The sequence below is a fragment of the Mycobacterium sp. NPDC048908 genome, assembly GCF_043197955.1.
Taxonomy (GTDB): Bacteria; Actinomycetota; Actinomycetes; order Mycobacteriales; family Mycobacteriaceae; genus Mycobacterium.
This window is the reverse complement of record NZ_JBICUE010000002.1, coordinates 499,753-515,459: the sequence shown is the minus strand read 5'-3', so window position 1 is coordinate 515,459 and position 15,707 is coordinate 499,753. Positions and strand designations below refer to the sequence as shown.

Here is a 15,707-nt window from a genome sequence, read left to right as displayed (position 1 = left end):
CGATCACTTCTTGATGCTCAGGTCCGTCTGACCCCACTGCGCGAGGATCTTGTCGTAGGTGCCGTCAGCCTCGAGCTGGTTGAGCGCATCCTGGATTGCGTTGTGCAACTCGGTGTTTCCCTTCAGCGTGGCGGCACCGATCTTGATCGTGCCGAAGGGCTGCCCGGCCAGCTGAATCTGCGCGCCGGTCTTGGTCGCGTAGTAGCCGAGCGATTCCGCGGTGTCGAGGTAGGCGTCGACCTGACCGTTCTGCACCTGCTGGATGGAGACGTCGGCGTGGCTGTTGCGGGTGATGTCGACGCCCTGTTTGCCTGCTGCCGTGCACTTGTCGGACTGTTCCTGTGACAACGATTCCGCGGTGGTCGCGACGGCCACGATCACCTTCTTGCCGCACAGGCTGTCGTCCATCCCGGTGATGGCGACGGGGTGTTCTTTGGATACCGCGATTCCGGTGCCCGACCAGATGTAGGGCACGAAGTCGACGACCTGTTCCCGCTCCGGCTTGATGTACAACTGCGCCATGATCACGTCGCATTGCTTGGCCTGCAGGGTCGGGATCACGGCGGCGAACGCGGACTGCACGTACTGCGGGGTCAGATTGAGCTTGCCCGCGATGGCCTTACCGAGATCGACCTCGCTACCCACCAGCGCACCGGTTTGGTCGAAGTAGACGCTCGGCGGTGTGCCGTCGTTTTCCGTGCAGATCTTCAGCGTGCCCGCCTGCAGGATCGCAGGCGGCGCGACCTTGGCGGGTCCGGTGCTGGTGGATGCCGCCTGATCGGATGACGACGAACAGCCGGACAGGGCGACGGCGAGGGCGACGGCGCCGAGGATGACACGGGCAAGGGCGGACTTCTTCACGGTTCCTCCTGGACTCGAGCGATCCGACGACGCGTCGCAGTGACGCTCACCACATCGTGACCTATCAGACGATAGGCGCCTATCGGCCGATAGGCCAGTGTTCGGGGCAATTTCGTCTGGTTTGTTGCACAGATTTAACGGCTCGAGCGCTGGTCAGCGTGTTGCTGCGGCCTCGAGTTCGCCCAGCCGATGCTGGGTGACCCGGCGAATTTCATCGAGGCGAGCCTCATCGACGAGTAAGGCCCGCACCACGAAATCGGCGGCCTGCATGGGCCGATGCGCCCTGATCCGGCCGCCGGGACCGCCCTGCTCTCGGACGGTTTCGAACAGCACGCCGTTCACCGCGCGCTGCACGAAGCTCGGCTCGAACACCACGAACTCGCCTGCCTCGCGACCGCGCGAGATCAGATGCTCGATCAACTCGTGAAAGAGCGCGATGCCGGTGCGCTCATCGGCGAACTCGTCGAGGCCGAGCACGGCATCCTGATACAGCCCGCGGGCATCGAATGGCTGGACCAGCGCCTCACGCACATCGCAGGCGATCGTCAGGTGCAGTTTCGCCGCCCATGTCGAATCCTCGGCGATGCGACTGCGGACCCGGTCGATCGACGGGCCCAGGTCCAATTCGACCAGGGTTCGGAAGATTTCGTGCTTGGCCTCGAAGTGATGGAACAGCGACGGCTGCCTGATCTGCACCGCGTCGGCGATATCACGGGTGGAGGTGCCGAAGTAGCCGCGCTGGGCGAACAACCCCGACGCCGCAAGCAGGATGCGGCCCCTTGTCGACGCCCAGTCGACGGCTGGCGGCTGCCAGCCCTGCCCGTACTTCACGGCTCGATTGTGTCACCGAACCGATCCGCAGCCGGGGAACCGCCTTAGCGTTTGGTGAAAATCGTTCGGTGCCAATCCTTGTCGGCGACGCCGGTGATATCGCTCATCACGTGTTTGATGGTCAGGTACTCCTCGAGCGAGTAGTCGCTCATGTCCTTGCCGAAGCCTGAGGCGCCGAGGCCGCCGTGCGGCATCTCGCTGATGATCGGAATGTGGTCGTTGATCCACACGCAGCCGGCCTTGATCTCGCGCGACGCACGCTGAGCGCGGTACACGTCGCGGGTCCACGCCGAGGCCGCCAAACCGTACTCGGTGTCGTTGGCCTGCCTGATCGCGTCGTCGTCATCGGTGAAGGACCGTACGGTCAGCACCGGCCCGAAGATCTCGTCGCGGTAGACCTCCGACTGCTCGGACACATCGGCGATCAGCGTCGGCAGATAGAAGGATCCCGGCCGGTCCGGGGCGGCACCGCCAGTGACGATGCGGCCGCCCTCGTCAGGTGCGCGCGCCACCATGCCCGCCACCTTCTCGCGGTGTGCCGCGCTGATCAGCGGGCCGAGATCGGTGTCGGCGTCATGAGGGTCGCCGACGGCCACCTTGCTCATCACCTCGGCCACCCCCGCGACGAAGTCGTCGTAGACCTCGCGGGCCACGATCGCCCTGGTCGCGGCGGTGCAGTCCTGCCCGGTGTTGATCAGGGAACCGGCCACCGCGCCCTGGATCGCGGCGTCCAGATCCGCGTCGTCGAACACCACGAACGGCGCCTTGCCGCCGAGTTCCAGTTGCACCCGATGCCCGTGCACCGCCGCGGCGGCCATCACCTTGCGGCCCACCGCCGTGGACCCGGTGAAGGTCACCACGTCGACGTCGCGGTGTCCGGCCAGCGCGGTGCCGACATCAAAACCGGCGCCGGTGACCACGTTCATCACGCCGTCGGGCAGTCCGGCCTCGCTGGCCAACCGGGCCAAGGTCAGCGTGGTCAACGGGGTGAGCTCACACGGCTTGATCACCACGGTGCAGCCTGCGGCCAACGCAGGCAACACTTTCCACACCGCCATCTGCAGTGGGTAGTTCCAGGGTGTGATGGTGCCGACGACACCCACGGCCTCCCGCCGGATGCTCGACGTGTGATCACCGGAGTACTCCGCGGTGGCCTTGCCTTCCAGGTGACGGGCCGCGCCTGCGAAGAAGTCGATGTTGTCCACACTGCCGGGCACGTCAAACTCTGCCGCCAACCGCACCGGCTTGCCGGTCTGGCTGACCTCCTCGGCCACCAGGTCGTCAGCGTGATCATCGGCCAGCTTCGCGAGCTTGGCCAGGACAGCCGACCGATCCGCGGGTGTCGCCGTCGCCCATCCGGAGAGGGCGGCGCGGGCGGACGCCACCGCGCGGTCCACATCGGCGGGGTCGGCCAACGCGTATTCGGCCGTGGGCCCACCGGTTGCCGGGTTGATCACCTGGTGCGAGCCGCCGCTGGTGACCACCGGGCCGCCATCGATCCAGCTGCCTGCCCCGCTGGTGGCTACGGTCTTGGAAGAAACCAGAGTCATGGCCCAACGCTAGCCGACGCCGAAGGGCTCGGCTACGCATTCCTTGCGCGCGAGGCCCTCCAAACGAGGGAATTCATAGTCACGGTTGCTTGTGACGACGGATTCCGTGCACAATCTCAGGCATGGCTAACGCGGGTGCTGCGCAACCGATGGGCCCTGTCTCGTTCCGCGTCAACCAGTCCCGACCAGGCGCGGCCTTCCAACTCGACGAGCTGTCCAAGCAGATCATCGAGAAGCTGCAGCAGGACGGCCGCAGGTCATATGCCGGCATCGGCAAGGCGGTCGGGCTGTCGGAGGCCGCGGTGCGCCAGCGCGTGCAGCGCATGGTCGACGCGGGCGTCATGCAGATCGTCGCCGTCACCGATCCGATGCAGCTGGGCTTCGCCCGCCAGGCGATGATCGGCATCCGCTGCACCGGGGACACCACCCGGGTGGCCGAGAAGCTGGCCACCATCGAATCGGTCGACTACGTGGTGCTGACCGCAGGCTCGTTCGACGCCATCGTCGAGGTGGTCTGCGAGGACGACGACGACCTACTCGACTTACTGAATACTCAAATTCGTGCATTGCCGGGAGTGATATCCACAGAGACGCTCGTTTACTTGAGACTTGTTAAACAGCAATACAATTGGGGTACAAGATGACAACTACCGATATCACACAAGACGTTACGACCGACCTCGGTGCCAAAGCCTCCCGTCACCTGTGGGGCCACTTCGCGCGGCATGGCGAAGGCATCACCCCGCCGATCATCACCCGCGGTGAAGGCGTACACATCTTCGACGACAAGGGCAAGCGTTACATCGACGGTCTGTCAGGGCTTTTCGTCGTTCAGGTCGGCCACGGCCGCAAGGAACTCGCCGAGGCCGCAGCCAAACAGGCCGAGACGCTGTCGTTCTTCCCGCTGTGGTCGTATGCCACGCCCACCGCGATCGAACTGTCCGAGCGAATCGCAGGCTATGCACCCGGTGATCTCAACCGGGTGTTCTTCACCACCGGCGGCGGCGAGGCCGTCGAATCGGCGTGGAAGCTGGCCAAGAACTACTTCAAGCTGACCGGCAAACCCGGTAAGCACAAGGTGGTTTCGCGGTCGATCGCCTACCACGGTACGCCGCAGGGCGCGCTGGCCATCACCGGCCTGCCGGCGTTCAAGGCGCCGTTCGAGCCGTTGACGCCTGGCGGCTTCCGCGCGCCGAACACCAACTTCTACCGCGCGCCCGAGCCATACGCCCACGACGCCAAGGCGTTTGGGCAGTACTGCGCGGACCGCATCGCCGAGGCCATCGAGTTCGAGGGCCCCGACACCGTGGCCGCGGTGTTCCTCGAACCGGTGCAGAACGCCGGTGGCTGCTTCCCGCCGCCACCGGGATACTTCGAGCGGGTCCGCGAGATCTGCGACGAATACGACGTGCTGCTGGTCTCCGACGAAGTCATCTGCGCCTACGGCCGCATCGGCTCGATGTTCGCCTGCGACGACTTCGGCTATGTGCCCGACATCATCACGTGCGCAAAGGGTTTGACGTCGGGCTACTCGCCGATCGGCGCGATGATCGCCTCCGACCGGCTGTTCGAGCCGTTCAACGACGGCAAGACCACCTTCGCCCACGGCTACACGTTCGGCGGACACCCGGTGTCGAGCGCGGTGGCGCTGGCCAACCTCGACATCTTCGAACGCGAAGGCCTCAACGACCACGTCAAGGAGACCGCGCCCGCGTTCCGCGCGACTCTGGAGAAGCTCTACGACCTGCCGATCGTCGGCGATGTTCGCGGTGAGGGCTTCTTCTACGGCATCGAACTGGTCAAGGACAAGACCACCAAGGAGACGTTCAACGACGAGGAGTCCGAGCGCCTGTTGCGTGGCTTCCTCACCCCTGCGCTGTTCGAGGCCGGACTGTACTGCCGCGCCGATGACCGCGGCGACCCAGTCGTGCAGTTGGCGCCGCCGCTGATCAGCGGACAGAAGGAATTCGACGCCATCTACGAGATCCTGCACGGCGTGCTGGAGGAAGCCGGCCGCCGCCTCTAGGCGCCTCTCCCCCGCCGAAACGGTATTCCAGCAGCCAAAGTTCGAGAAGAGGCCCGCTGGAATCTCCCGTAGCACGCGGGGGCCCAGTTTCGGCGCTGCGTCTAGTCACATTTGCAACTCCATTCACACAAGTCACAGCGCGCCTCCACGCTCCGCGGCGGTACACCGCCTAATCTGCGCTCACGATGGCGAACTACCGAGTCGTGTTTTCGCGTGCCGCAGCTTTGGCAGTCGCGATGTTGCTGACGGCAGGTCCGGCGGTGGCAGTCGCCGAACCCGAGGCGGCCCCGGTGTGCCCGTACCGGGAGACAACGCCGCCTGCCGTCGACTCCTCCGAGGTCCCGGAGGCGGGCGATCCGCCCGCGCCGCTACCCGTGCCCGCCAAGCCCCTCGGCGGGGACGCGCTGTCGGGCTGCGGCATCATCACCGCCCCCGGCACGCCGCCGGTGCCCGAGGACATTTCGGCGGAGGCATGGTTGGTCGCCGACATCGACACCGGCGACGTCATCGCCGCACGTGACCCGCACGGCAGGCACCGCCCCGCGAGCATCATCAAGGTGCTGATCGCGATGCAGGCGATCAGGGACCTGCCCATCCACAAAGTCGTGGCGGGCACCCAAGACGATGCCAATGCCGAGGGCACCAAGGTCGGGGTCGGCGAGAACGGCTTCTACTCGATCAACGACCTGCTGCACGGGCTGTTGATGCACTCCGGCAACGACACGGCGCACGCACTGGCCATGCAACTCGGCGGCATGGACACGGCCGTGCAGAAGATCAACGACTTGGCAAACAAGCTGGGCGGCCGCGACACTCGTGCCGCAACCCCGTCGGGTCTGGACGGGCCTGGCATGAGCACGTCGGCCTACGACATCGGCTTGTTCTATCGATATGCATGGCACAACCCGGTTTTCACCGACATCGTGGCGAGCCGCAGCTTCGACTTTCCCGGCCGCGGCGACGCCGGCTACCCCGTCGAGAACGACAACCAACTGCTCTACAACTACCCCGGCGCGATGGGCGGCAAGACCGGCTACACCGACGATGCGGGCCAAACCTTCGTCGGCGCGGCCAATCACGACGGTCGACGACTAATGGCGGTGCTACTCAAGGGCACTCGCCAGCCGATCGCCCCATGGGAACAGGCGGCGCACCTACTGGACTACGGCTTCGCGACGGCGCCGGGCACCAAGGTCGGCACGCTGATCGAACCCGATCCTTCGTTGCTCGCGCCCGAACCGACGGCCGCAGGCAACCCTGCGGCGGCCCGAGCGTCGACGCCGCTGCCCGACATCGACGCGATGCCGGTGCGGGTCGGCGTTGGCATCGTGGGGGCCATCATCGTGTTCGGGTTGATCCTTGGCGCACGGTCGCTGAACCGACGCCCGCAGCACTAATGCCCTGACCTGCGGCGCTCGGCACATTTGCTACCGTCGACATGGTCAACAAGTGACACCGGACGAGGAGCGACGTACCCGGCCAGCGACAAGACGACGCTATGCGGAGGTATGCAATGGCGTGGCCGATTCTGGTGGTATCGGGTGTGCTGGAAGCCGTGTGGGCTACGGCGCTGAGTCGGTCCGACGGTTTCAGTCGACTCGGTCCATCGGTGATTTTCGTTGTCGCACTGTTCTTTTCAATGGCCGGTCTGGCGATCGCGATGCGCAGCCTGCCGCCCGGCACGAGCTATGCGGTCTGGGTCGGTATCGGCGCCGCACTCACGGTCGGCTACGCGATTCTCACGGGCCAGGAGAGCGCCTCGGCGATCAAGCTCCTGCTGATCGCCGGCATCGTCGGCTGCGTGGTCGGGCTGAAGGTGATCAGCTGATCGACCGCGGCGCGTGCTGTGCGTCCGCGAGACGGCCGAGCGCCAACGCGCCGATCAACAGGCCGAAGTCGCGCAGCGCGACGTCATAGAACCCCGGCCCCGTCAGCAGATCGACGATGATCCCGGCCAGCCACAAGGCGACCACATAGGCGCCGATCCGGGGAGCGACGGCGACCAGGATTCCCGCGAGGATCTCTATCACGCCGACGATGTACATCGCGGTGGCGGCGGATCCGGGCAGAATCCCGTCGATCCATGGGGCGAGGTACTTCGGCCAGTCGGTCATCACGTTGAAGAACTTGTCGAGGCCGAACAAGATCGGCGCGACCGTGAAGACCGTGCGCAGCAGCAGAAACGCCTGGTAGGAGGGGTCGGTGAGGCGAGAGCGATCGACATAGGCAGCGGTGGCCATGGGTCCATTCCTTTCTAACGGATAATATTCCTCACGTTAGAACCGGGGACTTCTATCGTCAATAGTCTTGTACGTTAGAAGGGTGCACCTCCCCTTCGCCGAACGCGACGCCGCGGGCATCGGCGCGCTGTCCGATCCGTTGCGGCGACGCCTCTATTCGTTCGTCTGCGCCCAGCCCGATCCGGTCACCCGCGAACTCGCGGCGGACGCGCTTGGCCTTGCGCCGCACCAGGCGAAGTTTCACCTCGACCGCCTGGAACGCGACGGACTGCTGGACTCCCGCTATGCCCGAGTGAGCGGCCGCACCGGCCCCGGGGCGGGCCGGCCCGCGAAGCTGTATCGACGCGCCGACCGCGAGATCGCCGTCTGTCTTCCCGACCGCGAGTACGAACTCGCCGGCAGGTTGATGGCCGACGCGATCGCCGAGTCAACCGAAACGGGGACACCCGTCATGGCGGCGCTGCACCGTCTGGCCCGCAGCTACGGCCGGCGACTCGGCGACGCGGCAGTTGGTGAGCACTTCCCGCCTACCGTCAGTGCGGCACTCGGCCTGGCCGTGAAAACGCTGGCCGAGAACGGCTACGAACCCCGCCATCACGACGGTCGAGTCGCCATGACCAACTGCCCGTTTCACGCGCTCGCGCGGGCGCAGACCGCACTCGTCTGCCAGATGAACCATGCCCTGATCGACGGGCTCGCCAGTGCGCTGGGACCACACGGCCCGGTCGCCGAACTGGATCCGGCGCCCGACCGTTGCTGCGTGGTGCTCACTGAGACGCGCGAGGGCTAGTGTCGGCGTAGCCGCGAGAAGCCCAGCGCGCCAAGCGCTCCCGCGGCCACAGCGGCCAACGCGCCACCCACCCCGAGGCCCTCGCGGAACTGCACACGGGGAATGATCTGGGCAGGCGCGGGCGGCTCGATCGGCTCTTCGACGAGGTTTTCAGCCGACGTTGCGGCCCACGCGGTCGAGAACAGGATCAGGCGCGCGGTGATGTAGGCGAACACCATCAAGCCCAACACCGGGCCGAACGTCGCACCCGCCGGACCCGTCACCACCGACCGAAGATAGATCGAGCCCACCTGCTTGAAGATCTCGAAAGCCGCCGCCGCGAGCAGTGCGGCCCGCATCGCGCTGCGAAAGGTCACCTGCTCCCGAGGCAACCTCGCGATGATCCACATGAACAGCACCCACGAGATCAGGATCGACGCCAGCAGCGACGCCACCCGTAGCGCCAAACCCACACCCGGAACATCTTGCACACCAAGCCATTCCAACACATGGCGCATCACGTTTTTACTACCCAACGCAGTCAGCGCGATGGTGATGACGATCGCGACGAACAAGCCCACGATGGCGACGAGGTCGGACAACTTGGTACGGATGAAACCGGGGGGTTCGTGGCGCATCAGGCCCCACATTTGGGTGAGCGCCTCACGCAGGTTCGCCATCCAGCCCAGCCCCGCCCATGCGGCGGTGGCCAATCCGATGATGCCAACCGAGGTGCGCGACTCGATGGCCGACTGCATCAACTTGACCAGCTGCTGGGAGAAGCCGCCCGACACAGTCGACTTGATCTTGTCCTCGATCTCGGCGAGCAGGTCGGGCTGGCTGGCAAGGACGAAACCGCCGATCGCGAACGCCATCATCAGCATCGGGAACAACGCGAACACGGTGAAGTAGGTGATGCCCGCGGCGTAGAAGTCGCCCTTGCTGTCCTGATAGCGCTGCTGCGCCCGGATCACGTGGTCAAACCAGGAATACCGGGCCCGCAGACGATCCAGGATCCCGGGTTTGTCCTCGGCCGGCTCTTCCAGATTTCCCATCCGAGCCTCCCCGAAAGCGTTACGCGCGTGGCGCTAAGAACCCTAACCGGTCGTATACCCGCGTGAGGGTCTTCGCAGACACATCCCTGGCGCGTTGCGCACCGGCCGCGAGCACCGACTCGAGTTCGGCGGGATCGGCGAGCAGTTCGTCGACGCGCGCCTTGATCGGCGTGACGAACTCGACGACGGCCTCCGCAGTGTCGGCCTTCAGGTCGCCGTAGCCACGACCGGCGTAACCCTGGACGAGCTTGTCGACCTCGATACCGGTGACCGCGGACTGAATGGTGAGCAGGTTCGACACCCCCGGCTTGGCGGCCTGGTCGAACCGGACCTCCCGCTCGCTGTCGGTGACCGCGGAGCGGATCTTCTTGGCCGTCGCCTTCGGGTCGTCGAGCAGGCTGATCAGGCCGGCCTCGGTGGCCGCCGACTTACTCATCTTCGCCGTGGGGTCCTGCAGGTCGTAGATCTTGGCGGTGGCCTTCTGTATCAGCACGTCGGGCACCACGAAGGTATCGGGGAACCGCGCGTTGAACCGCTGCGCGACGTCGCGCGCCAACTCCAGGTGCTGGCGCTGGTCCTCGCCGACCGGAACCAGGTCGGTGTCGTAGAGCAGAACGTCAGCGGCCATCAGCACCGGATAGGTGAACAGCCCGACCGTGGTGGCTTCGCTGCCTTCCTTCTGCGACTTGTCCTTGAACTGCGTCATCCGCGATGCCTGCCCGAAGCCGGTGAAACAGCCCAGCGCCCAGGCAAGTTCAGCGTGCGCGGGCACATGGCTCTGCACGAAGATGGTGCTGCGCGCGGGGTCGATGCCAAGCGCCAAATACTGGGCGGCCGTCACCAGTGTGCGCCGCCGCAACTGCTCGGGATCCTGCGGGATGGTGATCGCGTGCAGGTCCACCACGCAGAAGAACGCGTCGTAGTCGTCCTGCATGCCGAGCCACTGCTTGATCGCCCCCAGCGCGTTGCCCAGATGCAGGGAATCAGATGTGGGCTGGACACCGGAGAAGACGACGGGGCGCGCGTTGCTCATGATGAGTCGATTTTCGCACGCCCGACCCAGCGGATCATTCGGCGCCCTGTGCGACGGGACGCACACACATCACGAATATTCGACGGTCACCGGCGCGTGGTCCGACCACCGCAGCGCGTACTCCGCCGCTCGTTCCACCCGCGCGGCACTCGCGCGCGCCGCGAGCCCGCGGGTCGCCAGTTGATAGTCGATGCGCCAACCGGCATCGTTGTCGAACGCCCTGCCCCGCCACGACCACCACGAGTACGGCCCGGCCACGTCCGGGTGAAGCACGCGGACCACGTCGACCCAGCCGGAAGCCAAAAGGTCGGTGAGCCACTGCCGTTCGGCGGGCAGGAAGCCCGACTTCTTGACGTTGCCTTTCCAGTTCTTGATGTCGTTGGTGGTGTGGGCGATGTTCCAGTCGCCGCAGACGACGGCGTCGCGGTCGGTCAGCGCCGCCATCCGGTGCGCCAGCGCCGCCATGAAGCGCTCCTTTTCGAGTTGCCGGTCGGTGCCCGCCTCGCCGGTCTGCACGTAGACGCTCGAGACGGTCAGCCCGTCGATATCCACCTCCAGATACCTGCCGTGCAGCGCGAACTCTCCCCCTGGCGACGGGGGTGCCCCCACCACTCCCAGATCGCGAACCTCCTTGATCGGATGCCGGCTGAGCACCGCAACGCCGTTGCGGCCCTTGACATCTCCGCTCGCCGCCGCCAGATGCCAGCCGCCGGACAGCGCCGGACCCAGCGCCGCCGCGAGCTGGTCGTCGTCGGCCCGCGTCTCCTGCAGGCACACCACATCGGCCTTTGTTTCGGCCAGCCAGGGCAGCATGCCCGGGTTGTTCTGCGAGCGCTGCCTCATCGCGGCGCGGACGCCGTTGACATTGATGGTGGTGACGATCACGAGGGCTGACGGTAGCCGACCGGCTTGCGATACCGCCGGTATCACCTTTATCGTCGGGCACATGACCGAGCGCGCACCGATTCACCTCGGCTCCGGCGAGCCCATGCTTTTGCTACATCCGTTCATGATGTCGCAGAGCGTGTGGAAAGGCGTTGCCCCGCTGATTGCTGACACCGGTCGCTACCAGGTCCTCGCACCGACCATGCCGGGCCACAACGGCGGCGTCAAGGGCAGATTCTTCCTCGACACCGCCGAGTTGGCCGACGACATGGAGCGCCGGATGGATGCCCTTGGCTGGGATACCGCCCACGTCGTCGGCAATTCGCTCGGCGGCTGGGTTGCGTTCGAGTTGGAGCGCCGCGGCCGCGCCCGCACGCTGACCGGCATCGCACCCGCGGGCGGCTGGAGACACTTCACACCCGCCAAATTCGAGATCGTCTTCAAATTCCTGGCCGGCTTTCCGGTGTGGCTGACCGCCAGGATGCTGGGCCAGCGTGCCCTCAAGTTGCCGTATGTCCGCCAGGTCGCCTACGTGCCGATCAGTGCGCGCCCCGACCGCCTCAGCGACGAGGACTGGCACGACATCATCGACGACGTCACCCATTGCCCGGCGTACTACCAGCTGTTGGTGAAGTCGCTGCTGTTGCCCGGTCTGATGGAACTGGCCGAGGCCGCCACGCCGACCCATCTGGTGATCTGCGAGAAGGACCACGTGCTGCCGCACCCACGGTTCACCAAGCACTTCACCACGCACCTGCCGCAGAGCACCCAGATAACGCACCTGGACGGCGTCGGACATATCCCGATGTTCGAAGCACCGCAGCGCGTCGCCGATCTGATCGTCAGCTTCGTCGACCGCTACGCGTCGCCGCCGCGCAAGGCCATCAGCTAGCGTCGAGCGACTTCTTGAAGTCGGCGGCGACGGTGTCGAGGAACTCCTCGCTGGTCTGCCACGGCTGACCCTCGCCGATCAGCAGCGCAAGGTCCTTCGTCATCTTGCCGCCTTCGACGGTGCTGATCACGCTTTCCTCCAACGCATTTGCGAACATGACCACGTCGGGCGTTTCGTCCAGCTTGCCGCGGTGCGCCAGCCCGCGGGTCCACGCGAAGATCGACGCGATCGGGTTGGTGGACGTGGGCTTGCCCTGCTGGTACTGCCGGAAGTGCCGGGTGACGGTGCCGTGTGCGGCCTCGGCCTCCACGGTCTTGCCGTCGGGCGTCAACAACACCGACGTCATCAGGCCCAGCGAGCCGTAGCCCTGGGCGACCAGGTCGGACTGCACGTCGCCGTCGTAGTTCTTACACGCCCAGACGTAGCCGCCCTCCCATTTCAGGCAGGATGCGACCATGTCGTCGATCAGCCGGTGCTCATAGGTCAGGCCCCGGGCGTCGAACTGGTCCTTGTACTCCTCGTCGAAGATGCGGGCGAACTCGTCCTTGAACAAGCCGTCGTAGCCCTTGAGGATGGTGTTCTTGGTCGACAGATAGACCGGGTATTTCTGTTGCAGCGCATAGTTGAACGATGAGCGGGCGAAGTCCTGGATCGACTTGCGGAAGTTGTACATCCCCATCATCACGCCGCCGCCCTCGGGGATGTGCACGACGTCGTGCACGATGGGCTCACTGCCGTCGTCCGGCGTGAAGCTGACGGTGAACGTGCCCGGCTTGTCGACCTTGAAGTTGTCGGCACGGTACTGGTCGCCGAACGCATGCCTGCCGATCACGATCGGCTTGGTCCAGCCCGGCACCAGCCGGGGCACGTTCTTGATCACGATCGGCGCCCGGAAAATCGTGCCGCCCAGGATGTTTCGGATAGTGCCGTTGGGCGACAACCACATCTGTTTGAGGTTGAACTCCTTGACACGGGCCTCGTCGGGCGTGATCGTCGCGCATTTCACCCCCACCCCGTGGCGCTTGATGGCCTCGGCCGCGTCGATGGTGACCTGATCGTCGGTCTGGTCGCGATGTTCGATGCCGAGGTCGTAGTAGTCCAGGTTGACGTCGAGGTGAGGCAGGATGAGCTTGTCCTTGATCATCTTCCAGATGACTCGGGTCATCTCATCCCCGTCGAGTTCTACGACGGTGCCTTCGACCTTGATCTTGGACATCCGGTCAGCCGTTTGCCGACTCCAGTACCGAATTGAGCGTCTTGCTCGGCCGCATCACCGCCGTGGTCTTCTCCTGGTCGGGATAGTAGTAGCCGCCGATGTCCACCGAATCGCCTTGTACCTCAGCGAGTTCCGACACGATGGTGTCTTCGTTGTCGGCAAAGGTCTTCGCCAACTTCGCGAAGTGATCGGCCAGTTCCTTGTCCTCGGTCTGCTCGGCCAGCTGTTGGGCCCAGTACATGGCGAGGTAGAACTGGCTGCCCCGGTTGTCCAGTTCGCCGGTCTTGCGCGACGGGCTCTTGTTGTTGTCCAACAGCTTCCCGATCGCCGAATCCAGCGTCTTACCAAGCAGGATGGCCCGCTCGTTGCCTGTCTTGCGGCCGATGTCTTCGAAACACGCGCCGAGGGCCAGGAATTCGCCAAGTGAATCCCAGCGCAAATGGTTCTCCTCGACCAGCTGGTGGACATGCTTGGGCGCCGAGCCACCGGCGCCTGTCTCGTACATGCCACCACCGGCCATCAGCGGCACGATCGACAACATCTTCGCGCTGGTGCCCAGCTCCAAGATCGGGAACAGGTCGGTCAGGTAGTCCCGCAGGATGTTTCCGGTCACGGCGATGGTGTCCTGCCCGCGGATCAACCGTTCCAGCGTGTACCGCATGGCCCACACCTGCGGCATGATCTGGATGTGCAGGCCCTCGGTGTCGTGCTCCTTGAGGTACTCCTTGACCTTCTTGCGCAGTTCCACCTCGTGCGGACGCTCGGTGTCGAGCCAGAACAACGCGGTCATGCCTGAAGCCCGCGCCCTGGTCACCGCGAGCTTCACCCAGTCCTTGATCGCGGCATCCTTGACCACCGGCATGCGCCAAATGTCGCCGGATTCGACGTTCTGGGTCAACAACACTTCACCGGTGTCGATGTCGACGATGTTGGCGACGCCGTCCTCCGGGATCTCGAATGTCTTGTCGTGGCTGCCGTACTCCTCGGCCTTCTGCGCCATCAACCCGACGTTGGGGACGGTGCCCATGGTGGTCGGGTCGAACTGGCCGTGGGTCTTACAGAAGTTGACCATCTCCTGGTAGATGCGACTGAACGTGGACTCGGGGTTGACCGCCTTGGTGTCCTTGGTCCGCCCGTCGGCGCCGTACATCTTTCCGCCGAGCCGAATCATGGCCGGCATCGAGGCGTCGACGATCACGTCGCTCGGCGAGTGGAAGTTGGTGATGCCACGGGCCGAATCCACCATCGCCAGTTCCGGGCGGTGCTCGTGTACGGCGTGGATGTCCTGGATGATCTCCTCGCGTTGTGACGCGGGCAGCGCCTGGATCTTGTCGTAGAGATCGGACATCCCGTTGTTGACGTTGACGCCGAGTTCGTCGAGCACCTTCTGGTGCTTGGCGAAGGCCTCCTTGTAGAACACCTTCACCGCGTGACCGAACACGATCGGGTGCGAGACCTTCATCATCGTGGCCTTGACGTGCAGCGAGAACATCACGCCGGTCTTGTAAGCGTCCTCGATCTGTTCTTCGAAGAAGTCGCACAACGCCTTGCGGCTCATGAACATGCTGTCGATGATGTCGCCGTTGTCCAGCGCCACCTCCGGCTTGAGCACGATGGTCTCGCTCGACCCATCTGGACGTTGTGTCTCGAGCACCATCTTGACCTTGCGGTCCTTGTCGAGCGTCAGCGACTTCTCGCCGTGATAGAAGTCGCCCTCCTTCATGGTCGCCACGTGCGTGCGCGACGCCTGCGACCATTCGCCCATGCTGTGCGGATGTTTACGTGCGTACTCCTTCACCGCCTTGGGCGCACGCCGGTCCGAATTACCTTCCCGCAAAACGGGATTGACAGCGCTGCCGAGAATCTTCGCGTAGCGCTCCTTGATCGCCTTTTCCTCTTCGTTCTTAGGCTCGCCCGGGTAGTCGGGCAGGTCGTAGCCCTTGGCCCTGAGCTCTTTGATGGCCGCCAGCAGCTGCGGCACCGATGCGCTGATGTTCGGCAGCTTGATGATGTTGGTGTCCGGCTTGTGAGTCAGCTCGCCCAGCGTGGCCAGGTTGTCCGGGACGCGCTGCTCCTCGGTGAGCCGGTCGGAGAACTCGGCGAGGATGCGCGCCGCCACCGAGATGTCACTGCTTTCGACGTTGATCCCCGCCGGCTCGGTGAAGGTCCGGATGATCGGCAGGAACGCGTACGTCGCGAGCATCGGCGCCTCGTCGGTCAGCGTGTAGATGATGGTCGGCTGCTCGGCGCTCATGTGGTCTTCTCCCGGCGTCAGTTTCGTTGTATCTGTCCTGTCGCGCGCCAGAGTACAAGCGCCGCCAGGCGCGCGAGGGGCCAGCTTTGCCTACC

At 65.0% G+C, this 15,707-nt stretch carries 15 protein-coding genes and 1 riboswitch; of the genes, 6 read left to right on the top strand and 9 right to left on the bottom strand.

Annotated elements, in window-relative coordinates; all coding sequences use genetic code 11:
* Positions 1 to 3 precede the first annotated feature (3 nt).
* From ACGFK1_RS07080 to ACGFK1_RS07070, 3 genes are all read right to left on the bottom strand, one after another.
* The gene (locus ACGFK1_RS07080) at positions 4 to 861 is read right to left on the bottom strand and encodes an ABC transporter substrate-binding protein (RefSeq protein WP_393427522.1); all 858 of its coding nucleotides are present in this window, start codon (positions 859 to 861) and stop codon (positions 4 to 6) included.
* A gap of 153 nt (positions 862 to 1,014) precedes the next feature.
* Positions 1,015 to 1,692, bottom strand: a complete 678-nt coding sequence (locus ACGFK1_RS07075) for a TetR/AcrR family transcriptional regulator (RefSeq protein ID WP_393427521.1) — start codon at positions 1,690 to 1,692, stop codon at positions 1,015 to 1,017.
* A 44-nt stretch (positions 1,693 to 1,736) separates the two neighbouring features.
* Positions 1,737 to 3,242, bottom strand: a complete 1,506-nt coding sequence (locus ACGFK1_RS07070) for a gamma-aminobutyraldehyde dehydrogenase (protein WP_393427520.1) — start codon at positions 3,240 to 3,242, stop codon at positions 1,737 to 1,739.
* Positions 3,243 to 3,364: 122 nt separating this feature from the next.
* Here ACGFK1_RS07070 and ACGFK1_RS07065 point away from each other — a divergent pair, with 122 nt between their 5' ends.
* The 4 genes from ACGFK1_RS07065 (at position 3,365) to ACGFK1_RS07050 (ending at position 7,096) form a co-directional block, all read left to right on the top strand.
* The gene (locus ACGFK1_RS07065; RefSeq protein WP_393427519.1) at positions 3,365 to 3,886 is read left to right on the top strand and encodes an Lrp/AsnC family transcriptional regulator; all 522 of its coding nucleotides are present in this window, start codon (positions 3,365 to 3,367) and stop codon (positions 3,884 to 3,886) included.
* On the top strand, positions 3,883 to 5,268 hold the full coding sequence (locus ACGFK1_RS07060) for an aspartate aminotransferase family protein (RefSeq protein ID WP_393427518.1): 1,386 nt from the start codon (positions 3,883 to 3,885) through the stop codon (positions 5,266 to 5,268). The genes ACGFK1_RS07065 and ACGFK1_RS07060 overlap by 4 nt, the downstream gene beginning before the upstream one ends.
* A gap of 236 nt (positions 5,269 to 5,504) precedes the next feature.
* A complete protein-coding gene (locus ACGFK1_RS07055) occupies positions 5,505 to 6,665 on the top strand; it encodes a D-alanyl-D-alanine carboxypeptidase family protein (protein WP_393427878.1) in 1,161 nt (386 codons plus the stop codon).
* 39 nt (positions 6,666 to 6,704) lie between these two features.
* Positions 6,705 to 6,768, top strand: a riboswitch (guanidine-III (ykkC-III) riboswitch).
* A gap of 13 nt (positions 6,769 to 6,781) precedes the next feature.
* Positions 6,782 to 7,096 (top strand): DMT family transporter, encoded by a 315-nt coding sequence (locus ACGFK1_RS07050; RefSeq protein WP_393427517.1) that lies wholly within the window; start codon positions 6,782 to 6,784, stop codon positions 7,094 to 7,096.
* On the opposite strand, the gene ACGFK1_RS07045 is transcribed toward ACGFK1_RS07050, so the two are convergent.
* Entirely contained in the window at positions 7,089 to 7,508 is a 420-nt protein-coding gene (locus tag ACGFK1_RS07045; RefSeq protein ID WP_393427516.1) for a hypothetical protein, read from the bottom strand. The two genes, ACGFK1_RS07050 and ACGFK1_RS07045, sit on opposite strands and share 8 nt — an antisense overlap.
* A gap of 82 nt (positions 7,509 to 7,590) precedes the next feature.
* On the opposite strand from ACGFK1_RS07045, the gene ACGFK1_RS07040 reads away from it, so the two are divergent.
* On the top strand, positions 7,591 to 8,298 hold the full coding sequence (locus ACGFK1_RS07040; protein WP_393427515.1) for a helix-turn-helix transcriptional regulator: 708 nt from the start codon (positions 7,591 to 7,593) through the stop codon (positions 8,296 to 8,298).
* Here the strand turns inward: ACGFK1_RS07040 and yhjD are convergent.
* The 3 genes from yhjD to ACGFK1_RS07025 all read right to left on the bottom strand — a co-directional run bounded on the left by yhjD (position 8,295) and on the right by ACGFK1_RS07025 (position 11,250).
* Positions 8,295 to 9,323, bottom strand: a complete 1,029-nt coding sequence (gene yhjD / locus ACGFK1_RS07035) for an inner membrane protein YhjD (RefSeq protein WP_393427877.1) — start codon at positions 9,321 to 9,323, stop codon at positions 8,295 to 8,297. The two genes, ACGFK1_RS07040 and yhjD, sit on opposite strands and share 4 nt — an antisense overlap.
* A gap of 28 nt (positions 9,324 to 9,351) precedes the next feature.
* The gene (gene trpS, locus ACGFK1_RS07030; protein ID WP_393427514.1) at positions 9,352 to 10,365 is read right to left on the bottom strand and encodes a tryptophan--tRNA ligase; all 1,014 of its coding nucleotides are present in this window, start codon (positions 10,363 to 10,365) and stop codon (positions 9,352 to 9,354) included.
* Between the two features lie 69 nt (positions 10,366 to 10,434).
* Positions 10,435 to 11,250 (bottom strand): exodeoxyribonuclease III, encoded by an 816-nt coding sequence (locus tag ACGFK1_RS07025; RefSeq protein ID WP_393427513.1) that lies wholly within the window; start codon positions 11,248 to 11,250, stop codon positions 10,435 to 10,437.
* A 61-nt stretch (positions 11,251 to 11,311) separates the two neighbouring features.
* On the opposite strand from ACGFK1_RS07025, the gene ACGFK1_RS07020 reads away from it, so the two are divergent.
* The gene (locus ACGFK1_RS07020) at positions 11,312 to 12,142 is read left to right on the top strand and encodes an alpha/beta fold hydrolase (RefSeq protein WP_393427512.1); all 831 of its coding nucleotides are present in this window, start codon (positions 11,312 to 11,314) and stop codon (positions 12,140 to 12,142) included.
* Here the strand turns inward: ACGFK1_RS07020 and ACGFK1_RS07015 are convergent.
* Both ACGFK1_RS07015 and ACGFK1_RS07010 read right to left on the bottom strand, forming a co-directional pair.
* Complete coding sequence (locus ACGFK1_RS07015) at positions 12,135 to 13,358, bottom strand: NADP-dependent isocitrate dehydrogenase (protein ID WP_393427511.1); 1,224 nt, start codon at positions 13,356 to 13,358, stop codon at positions 12,135 to 12,137. The genes ACGFK1_RS07020 and ACGFK1_RS07015 overlap by 8 nt on opposite strands.
* 4 nt (positions 13,359 to 13,362) lie before the next feature.
* Complete coding sequence (locus ACGFK1_RS07010) at positions 13,363 to 15,612, bottom strand: NADP-dependent isocitrate dehydrogenase (RefSeq protein WP_393427510.1); 2,250 nt, start codon at positions 15,610 to 15,612, stop codon at positions 13,363 to 13,365.
* Positions 15,613 to 15,707 lie beyond the last annotated feature (95 nt).

What these genes read in the sequence shown, in the direction of transcription:
- trpS (WP_393427514.1), bottom strand. Translation starts at nt 10,365, where the DNA reads ATGAGCAACGCGCGCCCCGTCGTCTTCTCCGGTGTCCAGCCCACATCT.
- ACGFK1_RS07020 (WP_393427512.1), top strand. Translation starts at nt 11,312, where the DNA reads ATGACCGAGCGCGCACCGATTCACCTCGGCTCCGGCGAGCCCATGCTT.
- ACGFK1_RS07065 (WP_393427519.1), top strand. Translation starts at nt 3,365, where the DNA reads ATGGCTAACGCGGGTGCTGCGCAACCGATGGGCCCTGTCTCGTTCCGC.
- ACGFK1_RS07045 (WP_393427516.1), bottom strand. Translation starts at nt 7,508, where the DNA reads ATGGCCACCGCTGCCTATGTCGATCGCTCTCGCCTCACCGACCCCTCC.
- ACGFK1_RS07060 (WP_393427518.1), top strand. Translation starts at nt 3,883, where the DNA reads ATGACAACTACCGATATCACACAAGACGTTACGACCGACCTCGGTGCC.
- ACGFK1_RS07070 (WP_393427520.1), bottom strand. Translation starts at nt 3,242, where the DNA reads ATGACTCTGGTTTCTTCCAAGACCGTAGCCACCAGCGGGGCAGGCAGC.
- ACGFK1_RS07050 (WP_393427517.1), top strand. Translation starts at nt 6,782, where the DNA reads ATGGCGTGGCCGATTCTGGTGGTATCGGGTGTGCTGGAAGCCGTGTGG.
- ACGFK1_RS07010 (WP_393427510.1), bottom strand. Translation starts at nt 15,612, where the DNA reads ATGAGCGCCGAGCAGCCGACCATCATCTACACGCTGACCGACGAGGCG.
- ACGFK1_RS07015 (WP_393427511.1), bottom strand. Translation starts at nt 13,358, where the DNA reads ATGTCCAAGATCAAGGTCGAAGGCACCGTCGTAGAACTCGACGGGGAT.
- ACGFK1_RS07055 (WP_393427878.1), top strand. Translation starts at nt 5,505, where the DNA reads ATGTTGCTGACGGCAGGTCCGGCGGTGGCAGTCGCCGAACCCGAGGCG.